The 22,869-nt window shown below is 66.5% G+C and carries 23 protein-coding genes; 13 read left to right on the top strand and 10 right to left on the bottom strand.

Translation table 11 applies throughout. From position 1 onward, the window contains the following. Positions 1 to 4: 4 nt before the first annotated feature. The 6 genes from ACFPU0_RS09845 to ACFPU0_RS09820 form a co-directional block, all read right to left on the bottom strand. A complete protein-coding gene (locus tag ACFPU0_RS09845; RefSeq protein WP_377692756.1) occupies positions 5 to 487 on the bottom strand; it encodes a hypothetical protein in 483 nt (160 codons plus the stop codon). A 133-nt stretch (positions 488 to 620) separates the two neighbouring features. Continuing rightward, on the bottom strand, positions 621 to 815 hold the full coding sequence (locus ACFPU0_RS09840; protein ID WP_377692755.1) for a hypothetical protein: 195 nt from the start codon (positions 813 to 815) through the stop codon (positions 621 to 623). A gap of 211 nt (positions 816 to 1,026) precedes the next feature. Next, positions 1,027 to 2,421: an efflux transporter outer membrane subunit gene (locus ACFPU0_RS09835; protein WP_377692753.1), complete on the bottom strand. Its 1,395-nt coding sequence runs from the start codon at positions 2,419 to 2,421 to the stop codon at positions 1,027 to 1,029. Then, the gene (locus tag ACFPU0_RS09830) at positions 2,418 to 5,606 is read right to left on the bottom strand and encodes an efflux RND transporter permease subunit (protein WP_377692751.1); all 3,189 of its coding nucleotides are present in this window, start codon (positions 5,604 to 5,606) and stop codon (positions 2,418 to 2,420) included. Before ACFPU0_RS09830 ends, ACFPU0_RS09835 begins: the two co-directional genes overlap by 4 nt. Before the next feature lie 11 nt (positions 5,607 to 5,617). Continuing rightward, positions 5,618 to 6,859 (bottom strand): multidrug efflux RND transporter periplasmic adaptor subunit MexE, encoded by a 1,242-nt coding sequence (gene mexE, locus ACFPU0_RS09825; RefSeq protein WP_377692750.1) that lies wholly within the window; start codon positions 6,857 to 6,859, stop codon positions 5,618 to 5,620. A gap of 596 nt (positions 6,860 to 7,455) precedes the next feature. Then, complete coding sequence (locus ACFPU0_RS09820; protein WP_377692749.1) at positions 7,456 to 8,373, bottom strand: LysR substrate-binding domain-containing protein; 918 nt, start codon at positions 8,371 to 8,373, stop codon at positions 7,456 to 7,458. A gap of 161 nt (positions 8,374 to 8,534) precedes the next feature. Between ACFPU0_RS09820 and ACFPU0_RS09815 the strand changes: the two genes are divergently transcribed. The 4 genes from ACFPU0_RS09815 to ACFPU0_RS09800 all read left to right on the top strand — a co-directional run bounded on the left by ACFPU0_RS09815 (position 8,535) and on the right by ACFPU0_RS09800 (position 13,506). Further along, positions 8,535 to 9,557: a zinc-dependent alcohol dehydrogenase family protein gene (locus ACFPU0_RS09815; protein ID WP_377692748.1), complete on the top strand. Its 1,023-nt coding sequence runs from the start codon at positions 8,535 to 8,537 to the stop codon at positions 9,555 to 9,557. Between the two features lie 197 nt (positions 9,558 to 9,754). Beyond that, positions 9,755 to 10,684 (top strand): AraC family transcriptional regulator, encoded by a 930-nt coding sequence (locus ACFPU0_RS09810; RefSeq protein ID WP_377692747.1) that lies wholly within the window; start codon positions 9,755 to 9,757, stop codon positions 10,682 to 10,684. 108 nt (positions 10,685 to 10,792) lie between these two features. Next, entirely contained in the window at positions 10,793 to 11,251 is a 459-nt protein-coding gene (locus ACFPU0_RS09805; protein WP_377692746.1) for a (2Fe-2S)-binding protein, read from the top strand. 11 nt (positions 11,252 to 11,262) lie between these two features. Then, positions 11,263 to 13,506, top strand: a complete 2,244-nt coding sequence (locus tag ACFPU0_RS09800) for a xanthine dehydrogenase family protein molybdopterin-binding subunit (RefSeq protein ID WP_377692745.1) — start codon at positions 11,263 to 11,265, stop codon at positions 13,504 to 13,506. Positions 13,507 to 13,543: 37 nt separating this feature from the next. Here the strand turns inward: ACFPU0_RS09800 and ptrC are convergent, their stop codons facing one another. From ptrC to ACFPU0_RS09785, 3 genes are all read right to left on the bottom strand, one after another. Further along, entirely contained in the window at positions 13,544 to 13,738 is a 195-nt protein-coding gene (ptrC, locus tag ACFPU0_RS09795; protein WP_377692744.1) for a type III secretion system co-regulatory protein PtrC, read from the bottom strand. 152 nt (positions 13,739 to 13,890) lie between these two features. Then, positions 13,891 to 14,802: a LysR family transcriptional regulator gene (locus ACFPU0_RS09790; protein ID WP_377692742.1), complete on the bottom strand. Its 912-nt coding sequence runs from the start codon at positions 14,800 to 14,802 to the stop codon at positions 13,891 to 13,893. Between the two features lie 30 nt (positions 14,803 to 14,832). Continuing rightward, positions 14,833 to 15,063: a DUF2789 domain-containing protein gene (locus tag ACFPU0_RS09785; RefSeq protein ID WP_377692741.1), complete on the bottom strand. Its 231-nt coding sequence runs from the start codon at positions 15,061 to 15,063 to the stop codon at positions 14,833 to 14,835. 187 nt (positions 15,064 to 15,250) lie between these two features. Between ACFPU0_RS09785 and ACFPU0_RS09780 the strand changes: the two genes are divergently transcribed. Beyond that, the gene (locus tag ACFPU0_RS09780) at positions 15,251 to 15,574 is read left to right on the top strand and encodes a hypothetical protein (protein ID WP_377692740.1); all 324 of its coding nucleotides are present in this window, start codon (positions 15,251 to 15,253) and stop codon (positions 15,572 to 15,574) included. A gap of 85 nt (positions 15,575 to 15,659) precedes the next feature. Beyond that, positions 15,660 to 15,950: a hypothetical protein gene (locus ACFPU0_RS09775; protein WP_377692739.1), complete on the top strand. Its 291-nt coding sequence runs from the start codon at positions 15,660 to 15,662 to the stop codon at positions 15,948 to 15,950. Between the two features lie 191 nt (positions 15,951 to 16,141). On the opposite strand, the gene ACFPU0_RS09770 is transcribed toward ACFPU0_RS09775, so the two are convergent. Beyond that, positions 16,142 to 16,576, bottom strand: a complete 435-nt coding sequence (locus ACFPU0_RS09770; protein ID WP_377692738.1) for a hypothetical protein — start codon at positions 16,574 to 16,576, stop codon at positions 16,142 to 16,144. A gap of 431 nt (positions 16,577 to 17,007) precedes the next feature. On the opposite strand from ACFPU0_RS09770, the gene ACFPU0_RS09765 reads away from it, so the two are divergent. The 7 genes from ACFPU0_RS09765 (at position 17,008) to ACFPU0_RS09735 (ending at position 22,788) form a co-directional block, all read left to right on the top strand. Then, positions 17,008 to 17,502, top strand: a complete 495-nt coding sequence (locus tag ACFPU0_RS09765; protein ID WP_377692737.1) for a hydroxyquinol 1,2-dioxygenase — start codon at positions 17,008 to 17,010, stop codon at positions 17,500 to 17,502. Between the two features lie 38 nt (positions 17,503 to 17,540). Continuing rightward, entirely contained in the window at positions 17,541 to 18,560 is a 1,020-nt protein-coding gene (locus tag ACFPU0_RS09760; protein WP_377692736.1) for a hydroxyquinol 1,2-dioxygenase, read from the top strand. Between the two features lie 106 nt (positions 18,561 to 18,666). Further along, positions 18,667 to 20,130 (top strand): aldehyde dehydrogenase family protein, encoded by a 1,464-nt coding sequence (locus ACFPU0_RS09755; protein WP_377692735.1) that lies wholly within the window; start codon positions 18,667 to 18,669, stop codon positions 20,128 to 20,130. 7 nt (positions 20,131 to 20,137) lie between these two features. Then, on the top strand, positions 20,138 to 21,205 hold the full coding sequence (locus tag ACFPU0_RS09750) for a maleylacetate reductase (protein ID WP_377692734.1): 1,068 nt from the start codon (positions 20,138 to 20,140) through the stop codon (positions 21,203 to 21,205). A gap of 88 nt (positions 21,206 to 21,293) precedes the next feature. Beyond that, positions 21,294 to 22,163 (top strand): intradiol ring-cleavage dioxygenase, encoded by an 870-nt coding sequence (locus ACFPU0_RS09745; RefSeq protein ID WP_377692733.1) that lies wholly within the window; start codon positions 21,294 to 21,296, stop codon positions 22,161 to 22,163. Further along, a complete protein-coding gene (locus tag ACFPU0_RS09740; RefSeq protein WP_377692732.1) occupies positions 22,160 to 22,471 on the top strand; it encodes a YciI family protein in 312 nt (103 codons plus the stop codon). Before ACFPU0_RS09745 ends, ACFPU0_RS09740 begins: the two co-directional genes overlap by 4 nt. After that, positions 22,468 to 22,788: a Rieske (2Fe-2S) protein gene (locus tag ACFPU0_RS09735; protein WP_377692731.1), complete on the top strand. Its 321-nt coding sequence runs from the start codon at positions 22,468 to 22,470 to the stop codon at positions 22,786 to 22,788. The genes ACFPU0_RS09740 and ACFPU0_RS09735 overlap by 4 nt, the downstream gene beginning before the upstream one ends. Positions 22,789 to 22,869 lie beyond the last annotated feature (81 nt).

The raw sequence follows: 22,869 nt of genomic DNA, 5'->3' as shown, positions 1-22,869 counted from the left end.
CCGCTCAACCAGCCCAGACTCCATGGGCGCGCAGGGCACTGTCGGCGTCCATTTCCAAGCGTTCGGTACGGGTTTCCAGCAAATGCGCCAGCAGCCCGGCCATGGCTTGGCGCTGGGCCGGTGAGCAGTGCCTGAAGAGCCGATTTTCCGCGCCGCCGTAGTCGAGATGGAAGACCAGCTGCCAGCCGTACCAGTCGAGCTCCGGCACTGGTTCGGCCAGGGCGAAACGCGCAAGGGCTGGAATGTAGTAGGCGATGCCTTCGGCGGAGCAGAAACAGATCGGATCCCAGCCGGCGTTGCCCACATCGGCATGCAGCAGGGTACTGCGGTCACGGCTGCAGAGCAGCTCGTCATGCTCGGCGCATTCGCAGCAGTGCCGGTAGTCGGTGAAGTGCTCGGGGCGTGGACAGTCGCCGAAGGCGGCGTCTATGGCAGCGAGTATCTGGGCGTCGGTGGGCATGGGGCTGGCTTCGTCAATGCTGGGCATGACGCTAGCCGGATGTCGCGAGTCGGACAATGGCGCCGGTGACGGGCGGCGCTGCGCAGGTGATGGCTATCCTTGGCTTCACACACACTGGGGCTTGAAGGAAGGGGCAGGCGAACCCACCCCTCCCTGCTGCTCAGCCACGTTTCGCTTTTTCGGCGAGTTCTTTCTGCTGCGCGACTTCTTCCTGGGCCTGGCGCTTCTGATGTTCGACCTGGGCAAGACGCTTTTCGTAACGGGTGATGGTGCGGTCGCCGCCGCCCGAGGCCATGGCCGAACCGGCGGACAGGACTACGGCGAGAAGGGTGGCGGTGGTGATAAGGGGTTTCATGCTATGTCTCCTTTCGAGATCAAGGGTTGGGGTATTCAGAGCAGACTCCGAATTCGGTGCTGCCATCCTTGACGTGGTCCGGGGCGCCTCGCGGCCGGCTGTGCCGACCCTTCGCGGAAATCCCCACGGACCCGGAAAGAGCCCCGCGGCGAGGAGCGAAAGCCCGCGGGGCGAAATGGCCGACCGAATCGGTCGGGCCGGGAGGAGAAGGTCAGGCCTGGGGCTGCCAGCCGCCGCCCAGGGCCTTGTAGATGGCGACGATGCCGCGATAGACCTCGATTTCCGCCTGGGCCTGGGCGTCTTCGGCGGCCAGGCGCTCGCGTTCGGCGTCCAGCAGCACGAGGAAGTCCACCGTGCCTTCGCGGTAGCGGGTGGCGGCCTGCTCGGCGGCGGCGCGGGTGGCTTCCGACTGGCGCACCAGGGACACCAGCCGCTGCTGGCGCTTGCCGTAGTCGCTGAAGGCGTTCTCCGATTCCTCCAGGGCCAGCAGCACCTGCTGCTCGTAGCTGGCCAGGGCACCTTCGGCATCGGCTTCGGAGGCGCGTATCCGGGCCCGCACGCTGCCGAGGTCGAAGGCCGCCCAACTGATGGTCGGCGCCACCGCCCAGGCCCGCGCGGCCGATGAGCCGATCTGCGAACCACGGCCGGCGGTGAAGCCGAGGAAGCCCGACAGGCTTACGCGCGGGAACAGGTCGGCGGTGGTCACGCCGACGTTGGCGGTGGCGGCGGCCAGCTGGCGTTCGGCGGAGCGCACGTCCGGCCGCCGGCGCAGCAGCTCGGCAGGGTCGCCGATGGGCAGGGCCTTGGCGATCACCGGCAGCGGGTTGGGCGAGAGGTCCACGGAGAGCTGTTCCGGGCGCTGGCCGAGCAGGGTGGCGATGCGGTTGCGGGCGCGCGCCTCCTCGGCCTGCAGCTGCGGCAGGCTGGCCTCGGTAGCGGCCAGGCGACCATTGGCGCGCAGCACGTCCAGCTCGCTGCCGACGCCGGCATCGCGCAGCTGCTCGGTCAGGCCTTGGGATTCGCGCTGGTTCTCCAGGTTCTCGCGGGCGATGCGTTCGCGCAACTGGGCACCGCGCAGGTTGCCATAGGCGTCCACCAACTCGGCGATCAGGCTGACCTGCAACTGCTGCAGGTCGGCTGCCGCCGCCTCGCTTTCCGCTTCGCTGGCCTCGATCTGCCGCTGGATGCGGCCGAACAGGTCCAGCTCCCAGGCCATGTTCAGGCCCAGGTCGTAACGCTCGGTGTTGACCCGCTCCTCGGTGATGCCGGGCTGCTGGCCCTTGCCGATCTCGGCGCTGGCGCCGGCGGTGACCACCGGCAACTGGTCGTTGCCGACGTCGTCGCGGATGGCGCGGGCGGCTTTCAGGCGGGCGAAGGCCACGCGCAGCTCGCGGTTTTCCTTGAGGGACTGCTGCACCAGCTGGTTCAGGGTCGGGTCGTCGAACTGCTGCCACCAGAGGCTCTCGAAGCGGGCGCGGTCGACCTTGGCGACGTCGGCCGAGGCGAGCCGCGCGGGCTCGCTCTCGGGGGCCTTGTAGTCCGGGCCCACGGCACAGGCGGAAAGCGCCAGGGCCAGCAGGGCGGGGGCGAAAGCCTTGTGCATCATGCGTGTACTTCCTTCGGTTGCTGGCCGTGGGCGGCCTTGCGGGCTTCGCGCTTTTCGACGAAGCCGCGGATCAGGATATAGAACACCGGGGTCAGCAGCAGGCCGAAGAAGGTCACGCCGATCATTCCGCTGAACACCGCCACGCCCATGGCATGGCGCATTTCCGCGCCGGCACCGGAGGACAGTACCAGGGGCACCACGCCCATGATGAAGGCGATGGAGGTCATCAGGATCGGGCGCAGGCGCAGGCGGCAGGCTTCCAGTACCGCTGCGATGCGGTCCAGGCCTTCTTCCTGCTTCTCCTTGGCGAACTCGACGATGAGGATGGCGTTCTTGCACGCCAGGCCCACCAGTACGATCAGGCCGATCTGGGTGAAGATGTTGTTGTCGCTGCCGGCCAGGATCACCCCGGTGATGGCGGAGAACAGCACGGTCGGCACGATCAGGATCACCGCCAGCGGCAGGCTCCAGCTCTCGTACTGGGCGGCCAGCACCAGGAAGGCCAGCAGCACGCAGAGCGGGAAGATGAACACCGCGGTATTGCCGGCGAGGATCTGCTGGTAGGTCAGGTCGGTCCACTCGAAGGTCATGCCGTTGGGCAGCTCTTCCTTCAGCAGCTTTTCGATCGCCGCCTCGGCCTGGCCGGAGCTGTAGCCCGGCGCGGCCGCGCCGTTGATCTCGGCGGTGATGAAGCCGTTGTAGTGCATCACGCGGTCAGGGCCCGAGGTGCTGTCGATCTTGACGAAGGTGGACAGCGGGATCATCTCGCCACGGTTGTTGCGCACCTTCAGCTGGCCGATCTGCTCGGGCTCCAGACGGAATTGCTGCTCTGCCTGGACGTTGACCTGGTAGGTGCGGCCGAAGCGGTTGAAGTCGTTGGCGTACAGCGAACCCAGGTACACCTGCATGGTGTCGAAGATGTCGCTGATGGCCACGCCGTGGGTCTTGGCCTTTTCGCGGTCGATGGCGGCATCCACCTGGGGCACGTTGACCTGGTAGCTGGTGAACACCGACATGGGGTTCAGTTCCGGCAGCTGGCGCGCCTTGGCGATGATGTTCTGGGTCTGCTTGTACAGTTCCTCGTAGCCCAGGTTGCCGCGGTCCTCGATCTGCAGGCGGAAGCCGCCGATGGTGCCGAGGCCCTGTACCGGGGGCGGCGGGAAGATCGCGATGTAGGCGTCCTGGATATCCGCGAACTGCTTGTTCAGCTCGGCGGCAATGGCACCGGCGGACATGGACGGGTCCTTGCGCTCGTCGAAGGGCTTGAGCGGGGTGAACACGATGCCGCTGTTCGGGCTGTTGGTGAAACCGTTGATGGACAGGCCCGGGAAGGCCACGGTGTTCTCCACGCCCGGGTGCTTGGCGGCGATCTCGGACATACGCTTGATCACCGCCTCGGTGCGGTCCAGGGTCGCGGCGTCCGGCAACTGGGCGAAGGCTACCAGGTACTGCTTGTCCTGCTGCGGCACGAAGCCGGTCGGGGTGCTGGAGAAGCCCAGGTAGCCGAGCACCAGCAGGCCCGCATAGATGAACATGGCGATGCCGCTGCCGCGCAGCACGCGGCGTACGGTGCCGACGTAGCCGCCACCGGCACGCTCGAACATGCGGTTGAAGGGGCCGAACAGCCAGCCGCCGAACAACTTGTCGAGCACGCGGGAGAAACGGTCCTTCGGCGCGTGGTGGTCCTTCAGCAGCACGGCGGCCAGGGCCGGCGACAGGGTCAGGGAGTTGAAGGCCGAGATCACCGTGGAGATGGCGATGGTCAGCGCGAACTGCTGGTAGAACTGCCCGGTGAGGCCGGAGATGAAGGCGGTGGGGACGAACACGGCGCACAGCACCAGGGCGGTGGCGATGATCGGGCCGGTCACCTCCTTCATGGCCTGGCGGGTGGCCTCTACAGGCGACTTGCCGAGGCCGATGTTCCGCTCGACGTTTTCCACCACCACGATGGCGTCGTCCACCACGATGCCGATAGCCAGCACCAGGCCGAACAGCGACAGGGCGTTGAGCGAGAAGCCGAACAGGTGCATCACCGCGAAGGTACCGATCAGCGACACCGGCACGGCGGCCAGCGGAATGATCGAGGCGCGCCAGGTCTGCAGGAACAGGATCACTACCAACACCACCAGGACGATGGCTTCGAGCAGGGTGTGCACCACCGCCTCGATGGAGCCGCGCACGAAGATGGTCGGGTCATAGACGATTTCGTAGTCCATGCCCTGGGGGAAGTTCTGCTTCAGCTCGGCCATGCGCGCCCGGACCGCATCGGAGATCTCGATCGCGTTGGAACCGGGGCGCTGGAATACCGGAATGGCCACCGCCGGCTGGTTGTTCAGCAGCGAGCGCAGGGCGTACTGGCTGGAACCCAGCTCGATACGGGCGATGTCCTTCAGGCGAGTGATCTCGCCGTTGTCGCCGGCGCGGATGATGATGTTCTCGAATTCTTCCTCGGTGACCAGGCGGCCCTGGGTGTTGATCGAGAGCTGGAAGCTGTTGCCGGCGTTGGACGGCGGTGCGCCGAGGGCGCCCGCGGCCACCTGGCGGTTCTGCTCGCGGATGGCGTTGACCACATCGGTGGCGGTCAGGTTGCGCGAGGCCACCTTGTTCGGGTCCAGCCACACGCGCAGGGAGTAGTCGCCCATGCCGAACAGCTGCACGTCGCCTACGCCGTCCAGGCGCGCCAGCTCGTCCTTGACGTTGAGCGCGGCGTAGTTGGACAGGTAGAGCATGTCGTAGCGGTTATCCGGCGAGGTCAGGTGCACGACCATGGTCAGGTCGGGCGAGGCCTTGTCGACCGTGATGCCGATCCGGGTGACTTCCTCCGGCAGCTTGGGCTCGGTACGGGTCACGCGGTTCTGCACCTGCACCTGGGCGTTGTCCAGGTCGGTCCCCAGGGCGAAGGTGATGGTCAGGGTCAGCTTGCCGTCGTTGGTGGCCTGGGAGGACATGTAGAGCATGCCTTCCACGCCGACGATGGCCTGTTCCAGCGGCGAGGCGACGGTTTCACCGATCACCTTGGGGTTGGCGCCGGGGAAGTTGGCGCGCACCACCACGGTCGGCGGCACCACTTCCGGGTACTCGCTGATGGGCAACTGGAACAGCGAGATGGCGCCGCCGATCAGGATCAGCAGCGATAGCACGGCGGCGAAGATCGGCCGCTGGATGAAGAACTGGGAGAAATTCATGGCGTGCTACCTCAGCCGCGCGGGCCGACGGAAGTTTTGGCGTTGCGCTCGGCCACGCGCGGGGCGTCGCGCTCTTCCACGGACTGGCGCAGGCGTGCCAGCTGGTCGAGGGTGGATTCGTCGGCCATGGGCACCGCTTGTGGCTCCACCGGCGCGCCGGGCATGGCGCGCTGCAGGCCGTTGACCACGATCTTCTCGCCTTTGGCCAGGCCCTGGCGGACGATACGCAGGCCTTCCAGCTTCGGCCCCAGCTCGATGGCGCGGTAGCTCACCTTGTTGTCGTCACCGAGCACCAGGACGAACTTCTTGCCCAGATCGGTGCCGATGGCCTCGTCCTTGATCAGCGCGGCCGGGTAGGTCTCGCTGCCCACCAGCTTGATGCGGGCATAGAGACCGGGGGTGAAGCGACCGTCCTTGTTGTCGAACACGGCGCGGCCGCGGATGGTGCCGGTACGCGGATTGACCTGGTTGTCGAGAAAGTCCAGCTGGCCCAGGTGCGGGTTGCCGGTCTCGCTGGACAGGCCCATGTACACCGGGCTGGCGGCGCGGGTGTCGGCGCCGGTCTTGCGGGCCAGTTCCACGTACTTGAGGAAGGCGCGCTCGTCGGCGTCGAAGTAGGCATAGACCTTGTCGGTGGACACCACCGAGGTCAGCAGCGACTGGCCGGCGTTGACCAGGTTGCCTTCGGTGATCTCGGCACGGCTGACACGGCCGTCGATGGGCGCGGTGACGCGGGTGAAACTGAGGTTGAGCCTGGCGTTGTCCAGCTCGGCCTGGGTGGCGGCCACTGCGGCCTGGGCTTCGACAGCGGCCGTGGTGCGGGCGTCGGCCAGTTCGGCGGAGATGGCGTTGGTCTGGCGCAGGCGCTCGCCGCGACGGGCCTCGTTGGCGGCGCGGCTCTGGCTGGCGCGGGCTTGTTGCAGCTGGGCTTCCAGGCGCTTGACCTCGGCCTCGAAGGGGCGCGGGTCGATCTGGAACAGCAGGTCGCCTTTCTTCACCAGGCTGCCTTCGTGGAAGGCCACCTGATCGATGTAGCCGGAAACCCGCGGACGGATCTCGACGGACTCGGGGGCTTCCAGGCGGCCGGTGAACTCGTCCCACTCGTTGAGAGGCTGTTCGATCACCTCGGCGACGCTGACCTTGGGGGCCGCATGGCTGAGGTCGGCTTCCGGTGCCTTGCCGCAGGCCACCAGCACTACCGCCGCCGCGAGGGTCAGGGGGTAACGCCAGAGATTCTTGTGAAGTGCTTCCATGGGACAGCTCCGCCAATTGGTTTTATGAATGGGCGGAGTCTGCGTGCGGGGTTGGATTCAGACGAATCGAACGGCCTGAAGATGACTATCACTGGAAGTGATTGATCAGGACGGGATCATGGATTGGTCGATGATTGGCGGAGCGCGGTGGCTGGGGCGTCACGTTGTAGGGGCGAAGTCATTTGAACTTGGGAAACCACGTCCTGAGGACGTGGTCATGAGTCAGCGGCTCTGCCTGTGACGATTCGAATGTCCGGGCTAGCAGGATGAAGCCGATGGGGTAGGGTGCGCCGTGCGCACCGGCGGTTTGACGTGGTGCCGAAGCCGATTCCGGAATCGGTGCGCGCAGCGCACCCTACGGTCCAGTCAGTAGTCCGGATGAAATCCGGGCTACGATTTTCCAGCCTGCACCGAGATGCCCCCCTTATAGGGGGCCAAAAGCAAGTCCACGTTCTACGAACGTGGATGTTTACTCTGTAGGGGCGAATTCATTCGCCAAGGGCGGCGCAGCTGCCCCGATGACGCGTGCAGGGCAGACCTTCGGCCTGCTTGGCGAATGAATTCGCCCCTACAAAAGAGCGGTCGCGCGGGAGAGGCTATTCCAGGCTATCCGGGTCCCCGCAATACATTTGAATGCGTGAACGCAGCCAGCGCTCGGCCGGGTCGTTGTCCTGGGCGCCGCGCCAGGCCATGGACAGCTCGAAGCTCTGGGTCGGCATGGGCGGGTCTTCGGCGCGCAGGCCGCCGGCGGCGGTCAGGGCGGCGGCGGTGTAGTCCGGCACCATGGCCACCAGGTCGGTGCCGGCGAGCAGGGTGCCGAGGCCGTTGAACTGCGGCACCGCCAGCACTACCTTGCGCGTGCGGCCGACCTTGGCCAGCTCTTCGTCGACGAAGCCGCCCAGGTCGCCGGCGAAGGACACCAGGGCGTGGGGCCGGGCGCAGTAGTCGTCCAGGCTCAGCGCCCCGGGCACCGAGTCGGCGCGCAGCAGCCTGGGCTTGGCGCGGCGCAGGGTCTTGCGCTTGGCGTTGGCCGGCAGTTCCTCGGTGTAGCTGACGCCCACGGAAATCTCGCCGGAGGCCAGCAGGTTGGGCATCAATAGATAGTTGGTGCGGCGCACCACCAGCACCACCCCCGGCGCCTCGGCGCGCAGGCGGCGGAGCAGGGCGGGGAGCAGGGCGAATTCCACGTCGTCCGACAGGCCGATGCGGAATACCGCATTGCTGGTGGCCGGGTCGAAGTCGGCGGCACGGCTGACGGCGGTGGAAATGGAATCCAGGGCTGGGGAGAGCAGGGCGAAGATTTCCATCGCCCTGGCCGAAGGTTCCATGCTGCGCCCGGTACGAACGAACAGCGGATCGTCGAACAGGGTGCGCAGGCGGGCTAGCGCCGCACTGATGGCCGGCTGGCCGAGGAACAGCTTTTCTGCCGCGCGCGTCACGCTCCGCTCGTGCATGAGCGTTTCGAACACGATAAGAAGGTTGAGGTCAACTCTTCGCAGGTCGTTCCGGTTCATGGAATCATCCGTAATTGATGTGTGAAAGGTGCAATCCCCGTGTCCGATCGTCAAGGCTGACATCATCGCCGTTTATGACAACTATCGATGGCCGCGGGTGGTTTTGTGGATAAAGCCCGGATAGAGTCCATGGCTATGAAGATTCACAGGCGAGGTATGTGATGTCCCGCATGATCCGTTTTCACCAGTTCGGAGGCCCCGAAGTCCTCCAACTGGACGAACTGCCGACCCCCGTTCCGGGGCCGGGCGAAGTCCTGGTGCGCACCCAGGCGCTGGGCGTGGGCTGGCGGGACGTGCTCTGGCGGCAGAACCTGGCGGCCGAGCAGGCGACCCAGCTACCCTCCGGCCTCGGCTCCGAGATGGCCGGTATCGTGGAAGCCGTGGGCGAGGGCGTTGACGACCTGACCCCTGGGACCCCCGTGGCCAGCTTCCCGGCCGGTACTCCGAGCCAATATCCGGCCTGGGGCGATCTGGTGCTGATGCCGCGCAATGGCCTGGTCGCCTATCCCGACGTACTGACGCCGGAGGAAGCCTGCATCCATTACACCCCGTTGCTGATGGCCTATTTCGCCCTGGTCGACCTGGGCGGGCTCAAGCCCGGCCAGCATGTGCTGGTCACCGAGGCCGGGCATTGCCTGGCGCCGCAGACGGTGCAACTGGCCAAGGCGCTGGGTGCCAAGGTCATCGCCTCGACCAGCTCCCCGGAAAGCCGGGCCTTCATCAAGGCGCTGGGCGCCGACAAGATCATCGTCACCGAAGAGCAGGACCTGGTCCTGGAGGTCGAGCGCTTCACCCAGGGCAAGGGTGTCGAAGTGGTCCTGGACCAGTGCGCCGGCCAGCAGATGAAACTCCTGGGCGACGTCGCCGCGCAGCGCGGCAAGCTGGTGGTCTACGGCTGCAACGGCGGCAACGACACCGCGTTCCCGGCCTGCGCCGCGTTCAAGAAGCATCTGCAGTTCTATCGCCATTGCGTACTCGACTTCACCGGTTCTCCGGAGCTGGGCATCGAGGCCAATGAGGCTTCGGTCCAGCGGGCGCTGGACCACATCAACCAGATGACCCGTGATCATCTGTTGAAGCCTCCGATTGATAGCGTCTTTGCGTTCGAGGACTTCGTCGAGGCCAACCGTCATATGGAAACCTGCCCGGCAGGTGGCCGGGTGGTGATGAAGGTCGCCGACTGAGGAAGGCGGGGGCGGGCGCTTTGCCCGCCTCGGAGCTGTGTTGTTTTCGAATGTTGGGCAGTGTGCCGCGCGAGGCGGTCGGGTCGATAGCCGAATCCTGCTGGATTATTGCCTGATTCTCTTGAACCGCTTCCGGGCGCGAGACTGACCTGCAATCCATGGGTAGAGTTGGCCCATCATCTTCGAGGGTCAAAACCATGAATGCACATGCGTTCCTCGCTCCGCAGGAGTCCGCTACGGCCTCGCGCCAGCAGCAGGAGCTGGTGCAGCTCATTGAACGATTCACCGGCAAGGATGGCGCCCTGCCCACCGCCGTTCCCGGCCTCATGCTGTACCGCGTCACCCAGCCCAGCGAACCGCTGCACTGCCTCTACGAGCCGGCCCTGGGCCTGGTGGTGCAGGGGCGCAAGAAGGTATTGCTGGGCGAGGACACCTATCACTACGGGCCGTCGGAGTACCTGGTGGTGTCGATGGACCTGCCGGTGATAGGCCAGGTCACCGAGGCCAGTCCCGAAGTCCCCTTCCTCAGCCTGCGTCTGGACCTGAACCCCAAGGAACTCAGCGCCCTGCTGATGGAGTTGCCGGTGCCCGCGCCGGCTCCCCAGCCTTGCCCGCGCTGCCTCTCGGTCAGCGGCCTGGGTGTGCAGCTGCAGGACGCCGTTCTGCGCCTGGTACGGCTATTGGACACTCCGGAAGACATTCCCGCCCTGGCACCGCTGGTGCGCCGCGAGATCCTCTATCGCCTGCTGCGGGGCGAGCAGTGCGCGCAACTGAGGCAGATCGCCAGCAGCGGCACCCAGGGCCACCGTATCGGCCGCGCGGTGAACTGGCTGCGGCAGAACTTCCACCAGCCGCTGCAGATCGAGCGCCTGGCCAACGAGGTGAACATGAGCACCTCGGCCCTGCACCACCATTTCAAGGCCATGACCGCCATGAGCCCGCTGCAATTCCAGAAGCAGCTGCGCCTGCAGGAGGCGCGCCGGCTGATGCTGGTGGAAGCCCTGGACGCCGCCAGCGCCGGCGGCCGGGTGGGATACGAGAGCCCCTCGCAGTTCAGCCGCGAGTACAGCCGGCTGTTCGGCGCACCGCCGCTGCGGGACATCGCGCGCCTGCGCCAGTCGGCGTGAAGCCGCCCCGCAAGGGGCCCCTGAACCATCATTGTCATTACCCTGAATGGCCGTTCGGTGTTGCCGGCCGGCCTTCCCCAAACCATCCAGCCCGAGGTGGTAAGCCTGATGATTACCCTGAACTTGAACGGCAAGGACTTTGAGCTCGACGTCGCCGCGGACATGCCCTTGCTCTGGGCCCTGCGCGACGTCGCCAACCTGACCGGCACCAAATACGGCTGCGGCATGGCCCTGTGTGGTGCCTGCACCGTGCATATCGATGGCCAGGCGACCCGCTCCTGCGTCACGCCGGTTTCGGCCGTGGTGGGCAAGAAGGTCACCACCATCGAAGCGGTGGCCGAGGACCCGGTGGGCAAGGCCGTGCAGGCGGCCTGGCGCAAACTGGACGTGGTGCAGTGCGGCTACTGCCAGTCGGGGCAGATCATGTCCGCCACAGCCCTGCTGCGTGGCAACCCCAAGCCGAGCGATGCCGATATCGACGCGGCCATGAGCGGCAATATCTGCCGCTGCGCCACCTACGTGCGGATTCGCGCTGCCATCCATGAAGCGGCCGGCACGCTGGCTTGAGGAGAATCGATATGGGCACTTTCGAAACCGAAACCCGCGTCGCCAGTGGCATTCTCAATGTCAGCCGGCGCAGCTTCCTCAAGGGCAGTGGCGGTCTCGCCCTGGGCATCGCCTTCGCGCCGCTGCTGCGTGGTGGTGATGCCCTGGCCGCCGCTGCCGAGCCATTCATGCCCAACGCTTTCGTGCGCATAGCCGGCGATGGCAGCGTGACCATCCTGGCCAAGCACGTGGAAATGGGGCAGGGCAGCTACACCGGTCTTGCCACCCTGCTGGCCGAGGAGCTGGATGCCGACTGGAGCCAGGTGCGGGTCGAGGGGGCGCCGGCCAACGCCGCGCTCTACAACAACCTGGCCTTTGGCCCGATGCAGGGCACCGGCGGCAGTTCCGCCATCGCCAACTCCTTCGAGCAGATGCGCAAGGCCGGCGCCAGCGCCCGCGCCATGCTGGTGGCGGCCGCCGCCGAACAGTGGCAGGTGCCGGCCGCGGAAATCACCGTGAGCAAGGGCGTGGTCAGGCATTCGGCTTCCGGGAAACAGGCAGGTTTTGGCGATCTGGCCGAGGCCGCGGCGCGCCAGCCGGTGCCGAAGGAGCTGAAGCTCAAGTCGCCCAGGGAATTCACCCTGATCGGCCAGGAGCGCCTTGCCCGCAAGGACAGCGCCGACAAGACCGACGGCAGCGCGCTCTTCACCCAGGACTTCAGGCTGCCCGGCATGCTGGTGGCGGTGGCGGCCTATTCGCCGCGCTTCGGCGGCGTACCCAGGTCGGTGGATGCGAGCAAGGCCAAGGCCGTGCCCGGTGTGGTGGAGGTGGTCGAGTTCACCGACACGCCCCACGGCCGCGCCGGCGTCGCGGTATTGGCGAGCAACACCTGGGCCGCACGCCAGGGGCGCGACGCGCTGGTGGTGGAGTGGGACGACAGCCGCGCGTTCAAGCTGGGTAGCGAGGAAATCTTCGCCCGCTACCGCGAGGCCGCCGGCAAGGAAGGGCGGATCGCCGGCAAACAGGGCGATATCGGCGCTGCCATGGCCGCACCGGCCAGGCTGATCGAAGCCGATTACGAGTTCCCTTACCTCGCCCATGCCGCCATGGAGCCGATGAACTGCCTGGTGAAGATTTCCGCCGGCCAGTGCGAGGTGTGGAACGGCGAGCAGTTCCAGACCGTGGACCAGATGGCCATCGCCAAGTACCTGGGTATTCCGGTGGAGAAGGTCAGCTTGACCCAGCTCTATGCCGGCGGCAGTTTCGGTCGCCGCGCCAATCCGCACTCGGACTACCTGCTGGACGCCGTGGCCATCGCCAAGGCAGCCCGGGCCAAGGGCCGGGATGTGCCGGTGAAACTGGTCTGGACCCGCGAGGACGATACCCACGCCGGCTACTTCCGGCCGGCCTACCTGCACCGCGCGCGCCTGGCCCTGGACGGCGAGGGCAAGCTGCAGGGCTGGCATCAGCGCGTGGTGGGGCAGTCCATCCTCAAGGGCACCGCCTTCGAGGGGGCGCTGGTGAAGGAGGGCATCGACCACACCTCGGTGGAGGGCGCCGCCAACCTGTCCTATGAGGTGCCCAACCTGCAGGTGGAACTGCACACCCCGGATGACATCGGCGTGCCGGTCCAGTGGTGGCGTTCGGTGGGTCATACCCATACCGCCTACGTGGCGGAAACCCTGATCGACCAGGCAGCCACCACCGCTGGCAAGGATCCTTACGAATATCGCCGGGGCCTGCTCGGCAAACACCCGCGCCATCTCGGTGCGCTGGAGCTGGCGGCGCAGAAGGCGGGCTGGGACCAGCCGTTGAAGCCCGGCGCGGAGGGGGAGAAGCGCGGGCGTGGCATCGCCGTGCACGAGTCCTTCAACTCCTTCGTCGCCCAGGTGGCCGAGGTGACGGTGAAGGCCGACGGCAGTTTCAAGGTGGATCGGGTGGTCTGTGCGGTGGATTGCGGGTTGGCGATCAACCCGGACGTGATCCGCGCGCAGATGGAAGGTGGCATCGGCTATGGCCTGGCGGCCGCTCTGCACGGTGCGATCACCCTGAAGGACGGCGTGGTGGAGCAGTCCAACTTCCACGACTTCCAGGTATTGCGGATCAACGAAATGCCGGTGGTGGAGGTGCACATCGTGCCCTCGGCGGAGGCGCCCACCGGTGTGGGCGAGCCGGGGGTGCCACCCATTGCGCCGGCGGTTGCCAACGCGCTGCATGCGGCGGTCGGGCAGCGATTCTACAAGCTGCCCTTGCCCGGGCAGGTGGGGCGGGCCTGATGTCGGCCGCCTGGGAGCTTCCCGAGCGGAGTCGCTCTCAGGCGGCCCGGCTGGCGCAGATCAGCTCGCGCAGGGCCTTGCGCTCGCCCGCCGGCGTAGGGGCCTTGCGCACGGCCAGGCTGCCATCGTCCAGGCTCACCACCACTTCGGTCTCGAAGTGCAGGCGGAGCTCATCCAGGGTGACGTGGGTGACCTGATAGAGGTTTTCACCGATGCGTGGGTCGGCGGACATGGCGTTGGTCTCGTTCCGATGGGCTGCAAGGCCGATGGAGCGATGGTGCCGCCGGGGCGTCGGACATGGAACTGAAAGGGGGTGATGGTGAGCATCAGTCGCATCGATGGCGCTGGCGGCTGGTGGGGCGCGGGCTCCGTTGTGGGGCGACGTCACCCCTGCGGCACGAACGCAGGGTCGGACAGGTGCTGCACCAGCAGGTCATGCACCAGCCGCACCCGTGGCGAAACCGGGCCGCTTTGGGGGCGGTAGATGAACATCTCCCAGGGCTGTGGAGCCTGGTCCTGCAGCACCGGTATCAGCCGGCCTTCGCGGATATGCGGGGCGACCAGGTAAAGCGGCAGCTGGCCGTAGCCCAGGCCGGCGAGCACGGCTTCCAGCTCGTTTTCCGCATCGTCGGTGCAAAGGGCGGCATTGGCCGGCTGGATCTGCTGCGCCCCGGCGAATACCCAGGGCCAGGCGCGGCCGGTGTTGTTGTCGATCAGCGCGGTAGTGGGTAGCCGGTGCAGGTCGTCCACCGTCTTCGGCGCGCCATGGCGCTGCAGCAGCTCGGGGGTGCCCACCACCAGCAGCGGCACCTGTGCCACCGCCCGGGCGATATAGCGGCGATCGCGGATGAAGCCGATGCGCACACCGAGGTCGATCTGCTGCTCCACGGAGTCGGTCAACTGGTCGGAGAGGCGCATGTCGAATCGGATGCGCGGGTGCTCCCGGGCGATCTTCGCCAGTGCTGGCAGGAGAAAGCGCCGGCCCACCGAGCGGGGGGCGGCGATGCCCACGCGTCCAGCCAGCTCTTCCTCGCCTTTGCCGCCATGTTGCTGGAACAACTGGTCCAGTCCCGCCAGGGCTTCCCGTGCCTGGCTGGAGAGGCGCTCGCCGAAGGCGGTGATCTGTACGTGACGGGTGCTGCGGTGGAACAGGGGTTCGCCGAACTGGTCCTCCAGGTCCTTGATGGCACGGGTCACGGTCTGTGGCGACGTGCCCAGGCGGATGGCGGCTTCGCGGAAGCTCGAGGTCTCGGTGGCGACGCAGAGGATGCGCAGCAGTTCGATGCGGTTGAACATTGCCGGCGCTCCGGGTGGCCGCCTCTTCCTCTATTTGCTCAGGAGCACCGCCAGTTCATCGGCTTCCTCAGCCCAGTCGGAGTCGTCCAGCAGGGCATCGCGCAGGAAGGCGGACTGCGCGTCGTTCCAGAACGGGGCATCGGGCAGGGCCTGGCCCACCGCCAGGCGATGCCCGGCGACGAAGCTCTCTATTCCGGCCTTGTCGGAGGGCAGGCCGAGCTGATCGAAGAGGGCGCTGAGGCTGTGGTGGCTGGTGTCCATGACGGGACCTCCGGGGACGGTCGCGGGGAGAAAAGGGCTCCATGGACTATAGACCTTGTGCCGGCCAGGGGTGCCAGATGGCAGCATGTCGGGTGCGGAAGGCCTGGAGTTGCGCCTGCCGCAGCCTTGGCTAGCCTCTCAGAAAAAGTGCGGTCGTCGAGCCGCAGGCCACCTGCAAGGGGGCGATATGAATGTCCATAGCGAACAGAAAGGTTCCTTGCGGGATCCGGTCGAGGGCACGCTGCTGCTGGCTCCCGTCTGGTCGCCGGTGCTCTTCATCTTCATGGCCGAGCTGCTCCATGAGTTCTTTCAGATCAACTGGCTGTTCAACTCCAGCCTGAGCACCTTCGGTATGTATCTGGTGCCGGTACTCTCGGCCTGGCTGTTGATCCACGGTGCGCCCCGTCCCCTGATGGTCAAGCTGTTGCTGGCGGGCGGTTACTACCTGGTCGGGCTGGCGGCGATCTTCCTGATGTCCTGGGGAATGCTGCTCTATACCGGCTATTCCTGATCCGGCTGAGGAACCTGGCACGGGGCCATGGATCAAAGGCCCCGGGTCCGCATGTTCGGCGGATCGTCCCATTACGGAGCTATCCATGTCCCCTTTGAAGAAACTCGCGCTCGTCGGCCTTGTTGCCCTGCCATTGATTGGCTGTCAGAAGGAGGAACCCATCGACCAGACAATGCTCTGCACCTACAGCACCGATGCCGAGGCCAAGCTGTGCAAGCCGGGCCAGATGTCCTGGTTCAAGGCGGGCAAGGCGGTCAATCAGGCGTTGCCCCTGAGCGTCGCGGCGGCCTATTGCGATTTCAATCATCAGGTCATGTACAACGAGGCGGGGGTGATCTGCGTGTTCACCGACAAGCGCCTGAGCCTGGTGAAGTAGGCGCGGATTCATTCGCGATCGGGCAGCGAAGCTGGCCCTTGAGTCTGCCGGGCAAGCTCTTGTAGGGGCGAATTCATTCGCCCCTACAGGTTTCCATCCCCCCAAAAAGAAAGAAGGCGCCACAGGTGGCGCCTTCTGCCTTTCGAGGTTTCGCATACATCGGGATTGCCTGCCTCTGGATGGCCTCGGGATCAGCTGATGCGGTTGGCACCGGTGCGGTCGGCGCCACCTTCGGCCACATCGAAGGCCTTGGTGCGGTCGGAGCCGCCTTCGGCTACCCGCAGGGACTCGGAACGCTCGGCACCGCTTTCAGCCACATCGAAGGCCTTGGTACGGTCGGAACCACCTTCGGCGACGCGCAGGGACTCGGAACGCTCGGCACCGCTTTCAGCGACATCGAAGGCCTTGGTACGGTCGGAACCACCTTCGGCTACCCGCAGGGACTCGGAGCGCTCGGCGCCGTTCTCGGCGATGCGGTTGGCGCCGGTGCGGTCAGCGCCACCTTCGGCGACGCGGTGGATGCTGGTGCGGTCGGAGCCGCCTTCCGCGACGGTGGCCTGGGGCAGGGCAAAAGCAGTGGCGGACAGGCTGGCGATGAACAGGCTGGCAAGGATTTGCTTTTTCATTTTGGGCACCTCGGTGAGGAAGGGGTTGGAATTCGTCTACGGGGCCCATGTTACTGATGTGATTTCGATGATGAAGTGATGCTGGGTGATGGTTACCATCGACGCCAATGATAGTTGTCTGGAATCTATTAAAAACAATTGGTTAGGCTGTTTTTAGGGGCGCTGTCGCGCAAAGTGGAAAGGCTTTTTCCGTGAATTGGTATAATCGATTTAGTCGATCAATGTGCGCCATAGATTCGGTCCATAGTCCCGGCCAACGCCTCTCGTCCCTCTCCAATCAGGCCCCTGATATGCGCTGAAAGGCCTGTCCTAGAGCACCCTCTCCACTGTTCGCGTTTTGCAAACACTGTTGTCGCCTGGCCAGGAATTGTTGGTTGCAGGTGCCGCTCGTAACGTTCACTCACCCACTACAACAACAAACGGTGAATGAGATGAGCACTGCCGCGTTCCGTACCCTCTTCGGCTCGCTCGACGACTATCGCAAGGGGTCGATCGAGATCATCCAGGGCGAAGCCCGCCACTACGCCTTCTCCAATATCTTCGAAGTCGCCGCAAAGTCCGCCCCCTATGAAAAGGTGGTGGTGGGCCTGAACCTCGGCTACGTGATCGAAACCCTGCGTGCCGAAGGCACCTCGCCCTGGTACACCGCTGCCCACGACGAATTCGCCATTTCGGTGGATAGCGAGGTACGGGTCGATTTCCTCAAGCTCGATGCGCCGCTCGCCGAAGGCGAAGGCACCCGGCTGGCCGGCGAGCAACCCCAGGGCCGCCCCATGGGCTACGTCCTGCTCAAGCGTGGCCACCAGGCGCTGCTGCCGGCCGGCTGCGCCTACCGCTTCGAGAGCGCACGTCCTGCCGTGCTGCTGCAGCAGACCATCAAGGGACCGCTGTCGGTGGAGAAGTGGGCAGACATCTGCCTGAAGTGACCGCCCCGACCGACAACCAGAACAAGAGGACATCCACCATGGCCATGCTCGAAACCCTCGACACTTCCGCCAGCTTCGCCGCCGATGAAGTCGAAGCCAGCCTGCCCGATTCCGTCACCGGCTACCGCAGCTTCAAGCTGGGCGCCTTCACCCTGTCCCGCGACGAATACTTCGTGCGCATCCAGTGGCCGGCCAAGGGCCAGGAGCGCTCGCACCTGATCCCCGCCGACGCCTTCCTGCGCGCCACCATGCGCGACGTGGCCTGGGGCTTCTTCTACGGCTGGGTGAACTTCGACGAAGTGATCGGCACCCGCAACCATTATGGCAAGGTCGACCTCTACGCCGGCACCTTCAACGGCGTACTGCGCGAGGCGGGCGTCGACTACACCGAGCAGTTCGAGACGCCGAAGATCATGGCCACCTTCAAGGCCATCCTGCGCGACTGGACCAACGCCGGCTTCGACCCCTTCGCCGCACCGGAAGAAACCGGCAGCGCCTTCGGCCGCAAGAACGGCGACAACCTCGAGGCCATCGAACGCTTCCGCGTGGCCACCCGGCGCATGCCCGGCCTGCCGGACGACTCGCCGCTGCGCGACGACCTGCCGGTGAACCGCCAGTTCGCCGACGTGCCCCAGGACGAGCCGGAAATCCATGCGGCCGAAGGCTTCGAAGGCGAGTTGCATGCCTTCAATCTCTACAAATACCTGTCCCGCTCCGACGTGACCTGGAACCCCTCGGTCAGCTCGGTGTGCAAGGCCAGCCTGTTCTGCCCGACCACCGAGGAGTTCATCCTCCCGGTATTCCATGGCAACGACCGCGTGGAGTGGTTCCTGCAGCTGTCCGACGAAATCATCTGGGACGTCGCCGACAAGGACGATGGCGCCCCCCGCGCACGCATCACCATGCGCCCCGGCGATATCTGCGCCATGCCCGCGGATATCCGCCACCAGGGCTACTCCACCAAGCGCTCCATGCTGCTGGTCTGGGAGAACGCCACGCCGAACCTGCCGCAGCGCTACGAGAGCGGCGAGCTGCCGCCGTACCCGGTGGAGTTCTGAGTCCATCCACCCCCTCTCCCTAGCCCTCTCCCCGGAGGGGAGAGGGGACTACTTCACGTCATGCACAGACGCTGTGGTTCGCCACGGCGCCCGGAGAGCTTTTTCCATGCAGAACCAACTCTTCATCGATGGCCGCTTCGTCCCGGCCCTGAAGGGCGGGACCATAGAAGTCCTGTCGCCCCACGACGGCTCGCTGATCACCCATATCGCCGCCGCCGAAGCCGAGGACGTGGACCTGGCGGTGGCCGCGGCCAAGCGTGCCTTTCCGGCCTGGGCAGCCTTGTCCGGCGCCGAGCGCGGGCGCCTGCTGCTGAAGCTGGCGGACAAGATCGAGGAGCACCTCGAGGAGCTGGCCCAACTGGAGTCCCTGGATACCGGCCACCCGATCCGCGACTCGCGCAGTCTCGATGTGCCGCGCACCGCCGCCTGCTTCCGCTACTTCGGCGGCATGGCGGACAAGATCGAGGGCGCGGTGATCCCGGTGGAAAGCGGCTTCCTCAACTACGTGCAGCGCAAGCCCATCGGCGTGGTCGGGCAGATCGTGCCGTGGAACTTCCCGCTGATGTTCACCAGCTGGAAAATGGGCCCGGCCCTGGCCGCCGGCAACACGGTGGTGATCAAGCCGTCGGAGATCACCCCGCTGTCCACCCTGCGCATCGCCGAGCTGATGAAGGAAGTCGGCTTCCCCGATGGCGTGGTCAACGTGGTGCCGGGTTACGGCCACACCGCCGGGCAGCGCCTGGCGGAGCACGAGGAGGTGGGCAAGATCGCCTTCACCGGCTCCACCGCCACCGGCCGGCGCATAGTCGAGGCCTCCCAGGGCAACCTCAAGCGGGTGCAGCTGGAGCTGGGCGGGAAGGGCGCCAATATCGTCTTCGAGGATGCCAACCTGGAGGCCGCCGTGAACGGCGCCGCCTGGGCCATCTTCCACAACCAGGGCCAGGCCTGCATCGCCGGCTCGCGGCTGATCCTGCACGAGCGCATCGCCGATGAATTCCTCGAACGCTTCATCGGCCTGGCGCGTTCCATCCGCCTCGGCAGCCCGCTGGACCCGGACACCGAGATGGGCCCGCTGACCTCGGCCCAGCACCGCGACCGCGTGCTCTCCTACGTGGAGATCGCCCGCGCCCAGGGTGGCCGCATCCTCACCGGCGGCAAGGCGCCCACGGACCCGGCGCTTGCCGACGGCTACTACATAGAACCGACGGTGGTCGAGGCCCAGCCGGACCACCGCGTCGCCCAGGAGGAAGTGTTCGGCCCCTTCGTCACCGTGCTGCGCTTCTCCACGGACGAGGAGGCCCTGGCGATCGCCAACGGCACCCAGTACGGCCTCGGCAGCGGCCTCTGGACCCGCGACCTGCAGCGCGCCCACCGCATGGCGGCGAACATCCATGCCGGCATGTGCTGGATAAACTGCTACAAGCGCGTCAGCCCCGGCAGCCCCTTCGGCGGCGTCGGCCAGTCCGGCTACGGTCGCGAGATGGGCTTCGAGGCCATCCACGACTACACCGAGGCCCGCTCCGTGTGGGTCAACGTGGACGCGAAGATCCCGCCCCATTTCAAGCGTTGAGGTGAGCATGAATCCCTTCATCTACCAAGGCCTGGCATCCCGCGTGGTATTCGGCTGGGGCAGGCTGGAATCCCTCGCCGAGGAACTGGACAGGCTCGGTGCGCGCCGTGCGCTGATCCTCACCACCCCCGAGCAGCGCCACCTCGGCGAGCGGGTGGCGGCCATCCTTGGCGAGCGCGCCGCCGGAGTCTATCCGCAGGCGGTGATGCATGTGCCGGTCGAGGTGGCCCGCGCCGCCCGCGCCGAGGCCACCACCCTGGGTGCCGATTGCTGCGTGGCCATCGGCGGCGGCTCCACCATCGGCCTGGGCAAGGCCATCGCCCTGGAGTCGGGCCTGCCGATCCTGGCGGTGCCCACCACCTACGCCGGCTCCGAGATGACACCCATCTACGGCCTGACCGAAAACCGCCTGAAGAAGACCGGGCGCGATGTGCGGGTGCTGCCGAAGACGGTGGTCTATGACCCGCAGCTGACCCTGAGCCTGCCTGCGGCCATTTCCGCCTGTTCCGGCATGAACGCCATGGCCCACGCGGTGGAAGCCCTCTACGCCCAGGACGCCAACCCCATCATCACCCTGATGGCGGAGGAATCCATCCGCGCCCTGGCCGAAGCCCTGCCCGGCGTGGTGGCTGATCCGCAGGACGCCGAAGCCCGTAGCCGCGCACTCTATGGCGCCTGGCTGGCCGGTATATGCCTGGGCTCGGTGGGCATGGCCATCCACCACAAGCTCTGCCACACCCTGGGCGGCACCTTCAACCTGCCCCATGCCCAGGCCCACGCGGTGGTGCTGCCCCATGCCGCCCACTACAACCGCGAAGCCGCCGCCGAGCCCCTGCGCCGTGCAGCCCGCGCCCTGGGCGGGAAAGAGGCGGAGGAGGTGGGGCCGCTGCTCTTCGCCCTCAACCGCAAGCTGGGTATCCCGGCCTCCCTGGCGGAAATCGGCCTGCCCGAGGAAGGCCCGGCGGAAACCGCCGAGATCGCCTGTTCCAGCCCCTACTACAACCCGCGCCCCTTCGAGCGGGACGCCATCGAAGCCATGCTGCTGCGCGCCTGGCAGGGGCTTGGTCCTGCATAGGACAAGCTCCCCTCTCCCTTCAGGGAGAGGGGCCGGGGGAGAGGGAGCTCCCGCGCCATTCGCCGTCACCGACCCACGGGAACACAAGATGAACAACATCCCGCCCAACGAGGCCAGAATTTCCGCCCGGGCCGTCGCGGCCTTCGGCGACACCCCCGATCCGCGCCTGCGCCTGGTCCTGCAGAGCCTGGTGCGCCACCTGCACGCCTTCGCCAGCGAGGTGGAGCTGACCGAGGACGAATGGCTGGAAGGCATTCGCTTCCTCACCGATACCGGCAAGATGTGCGATGGCGCCGTGCGCCAGGAATTCATCCTGCTGTCCGATGTGCTCGGCCTGTCCATGCTGGTGGACGCCCTCAACCACCGCGCCAGTGAGGCCGCCACCGAGACCACGGTGTTCGGCCCCTTCTACATTGCCGGCATGCCCGAACGCGGCCATGGCGAGAACATGGCCTTCACCCCTGGCGATCCGGCCCTGGTGCTGGGCCGGGTGCTGGGTACCGACGGCGAGCCCATCGCCAATGCCGTGCTGGATGTCTGGCAGACCGCCGAGAACGGCATGTACTCCGGCCAGGACACGGAACAGCCGCTGAGCAACCTGCGCGGCCGCTACCGCACGGACGAGGAAGGCCGCTTCGCCATCCGCACCATAGTCCCGGTGAGCTACCCCATCCCCACCGACGGGCCGGTCGGCCGCCTGCTGCAGGCCAGCGATCGCCACCCGTGGCGCCCGGCGCACCTGCACTTCATGGTCATGGGCGAGGGCCGCCGCACCCTGGTCACCCATCTGTTCAACCATGACGACCCCTACCTGGAGTCGGACGTGGTGTTCGGCGTGAAGGATTCCCTCAAGGTCGTCTACCAGCGTTGCCAGGCCGACCACCCGTTGGCGGCGCGGTATGACTTCGACGGACCGTTCCGCCTGGCCGCCTACGACTTCGTGCTGGAGCGCGCATGAACCAGTACTTCGCCGTCTTCGCCACCGACAAGCCGGACCGGCTCGCCTTGCGCAACCAGGTGCGCCCGGCCCATCGCGAACACCTGCGCAACCCCTATCCGCATCGCGTGGTGGTGCGCCTGGGCGGGCCCACCCTGGACAGCGGCAATGGCAGCATGAACGGCACCCTGCTGGTGGTGGAGGCCATGAGCCTGGCGGAAGTCCAGGCCTTTCTCGGCGATGACCCCTATGTGCGCGCCGGGCTCTTCGAGCATATCGAGATCCGTCCCTGGAACTGGGGCCTGGGCAATCCGGAGCTGCGTGGATGAGCCTGCTCTGTGCGCTGGAGGCAATCGCCGACGGCGGCGCCCTGGCTCTCGACGCGCCGGCGGACGGCCAGCCGCTGGTGCTGGTGAGACGGGGCGGCGAGGCCTGGGCCTACCGCAATCGCTGCCCGCACTTTTCCGTAGGCCTGGACTACCGCCCCGGGGAGTTCAGCACCTACCGCGGCCAGGTACTGATGTGCGCCCATCACAGCGCCATGTTCCGCTTCGAGGACGGCTACTGCATCGAGGGCCCCTGCGCAGGCAGCCGGCTGGAGGCGGTGCCGGTGGCAGTAGTAGAGGGGCGAGTGATTCTCCTGTAGGGGGGCTTTTCTGTAGGGGCGAATTCATTCGCCAAGGGCAGCGAAGCTGCCCCTGTGGCCTCTCAGGGCAGGCCTTCGGCC

Origin of the sequence: Pseudomonas sp. GCM10022186 (genome assembly GCF_042656385.1) — a bacterium.
GTDB lineage: Bacteria > Pseudomonadota > Gammaproteobacteria > Pseudomonadales > Pseudomonadaceae > Metapseudomonas.
This window is presented reverse-complemented; position numbering and strand designations above follow the sequence as displayed.

Coding starts and splice junctions, on each gene's coding strand:
- ptrC (WP_377692744.1), bottom strand. CDS start 13,738: ATGTCCGCCGACCCACGCATCGGTGAAAACCTCTATCAGGTCACCCAC.
- ACFPU0_RS09740 (WP_377692732.1), top strand. CDS start 22,160: ATGAACCAGTACTTCGCCGTCTTCGCCACCGACAAGCCGGACCGGCTC.
- ACFPU0_RS09785 (WP_377692741.1), bottom strand. CDS start 15,063: ATGGACACCAGCCACCACAGCCTCAGCGCCCTCTTCGATCAGCTCGGC.
- ACFPU0_RS09805 (WP_377692746.1), top strand. CDS start 10,793: ATGATTACCCTGAACTTGAACGGCAAGGACTTTGAGCTCGACGTCGCC.
- ACFPU0_RS09745 (WP_377692733.1), top strand. CDS start 21,294: ATGAACAACATCCCGCCCAACGAGGCCAGAATTTCCGCCCGGGCCGTC.
- ACFPU0_RS09750 (WP_377692734.1), top strand. CDS start 20,138: ATGAATCCCTTCATCTACCAAGGCCTGGCATCCCGCGTGGTATTCGGC.
- ACFPU0_RS09830 (WP_377692751.1), bottom strand. CDS start 5,606: ATGAATTTCTCCCAGTTCTTCATCCAGCGGCCGATCTTCGCCGCCGTG.
- ACFPU0_RS09840 (WP_377692755.1), bottom strand. CDS start 815: ATGAAACCCCTTATCACCACCGCCACCCTTCTCGCCGTAGTCCTGTCC.
- ACFPU0_RS09820 (WP_377692749.1), bottom strand. CDS start 8,373: ATGAACCGGAACGACCTGCGAAGAGTTGACCTCAACCTTCTTATCGTG.
- ACFPU0_RS09815 (WP_377692748.1), top strand. CDS start 8,535: ATGTCCCGCATGATCCGTTTTCACCAGTTCGGAGGCCCCGAAGTCCTC.
- mexE (WP_377692750.1), bottom strand. CDS start 6,859: ATGGAAGCACTTCACAAGAATCTCTGGCGTTACCCCCTGACCCTCGCG.
- ACFPU0_RS09845 (WP_377692756.1), bottom strand. CDS start 487: ATGCCCAGCATTGACGAAGCCAGCCCCATGCCCACCGACGCCCAGATA.
- ACFPU0_RS09780 (WP_377692740.1), top strand. CDS start 15,251: ATGAATGTCCATAGCGAACAGAAAGGTTCCTTGCGGGATCCGGTCGAG.
- ACFPU0_RS09835 (WP_377692753.1), bottom strand. CDS start 2,421: ATGATGCACAAGGCTTTCGCCCCCGCCCTGCTGGCCCTGGCGCTTTCC.
- ACFPU0_RS09770 (WP_377692738.1), bottom strand. CDS start 16,576: ATGAAAAAGCAAATCCTTGCCAGCCTGTTCATCGCCAGCCTGTCCGCC.
- ACFPU0_RS09765 (WP_377692737.1), top strand. CDS start 17,008: ATGAGCACTGCCGCGTTCCGTACCCTCTTCGGCTCGCTCGACGACTAT.
- ACFPU0_RS09800 (WP_377692745.1), top strand. CDS start 11,263: ATGGGCACTTTCGAAACCGAAACCCGCGTCGCCAGTGGCATTCTCAAT.
- ACFPU0_RS09790 (WP_377692742.1), bottom strand. CDS start 14,802: ATGTTCAACCGCATCGAACTGCTGCGCATCCTCTGCGTCGCCACCGAG.
- ACFPU0_RS09755 (WP_377692735.1), top strand. CDS start 18,667: ATGCAGAACCAACTCTTCATCGATGGCCGCTTCGTCCCGGCCCTGAAG.
- ACFPU0_RS09735 (WP_377692731.1), top strand. CDS start 22,468: ATGAGCCTGCTCTGTGCGCTGGAGGCAATCGCCGACGGCGGCGCCCTG.
- ACFPU0_RS09760 (WP_377692736.1), top strand. CDS start 17,541: ATGGCCATGCTCGAAACCCTCGACACTTCCGCCAGCTTCGCCGCCGAT.
- ACFPU0_RS09810 (WP_377692747.1), top strand. CDS start 9,755: ATGAATGCACATGCGTTCCTCGCTCCGCAGGAGTCCGCTACGGCCTCG.
- ACFPU0_RS09775 (WP_377692739.1), top strand. CDS start 15,660: ATGTCCCCTTTGAAGAAACTCGCGCTCGTCGGCCTTGTTGCCCTGCCA.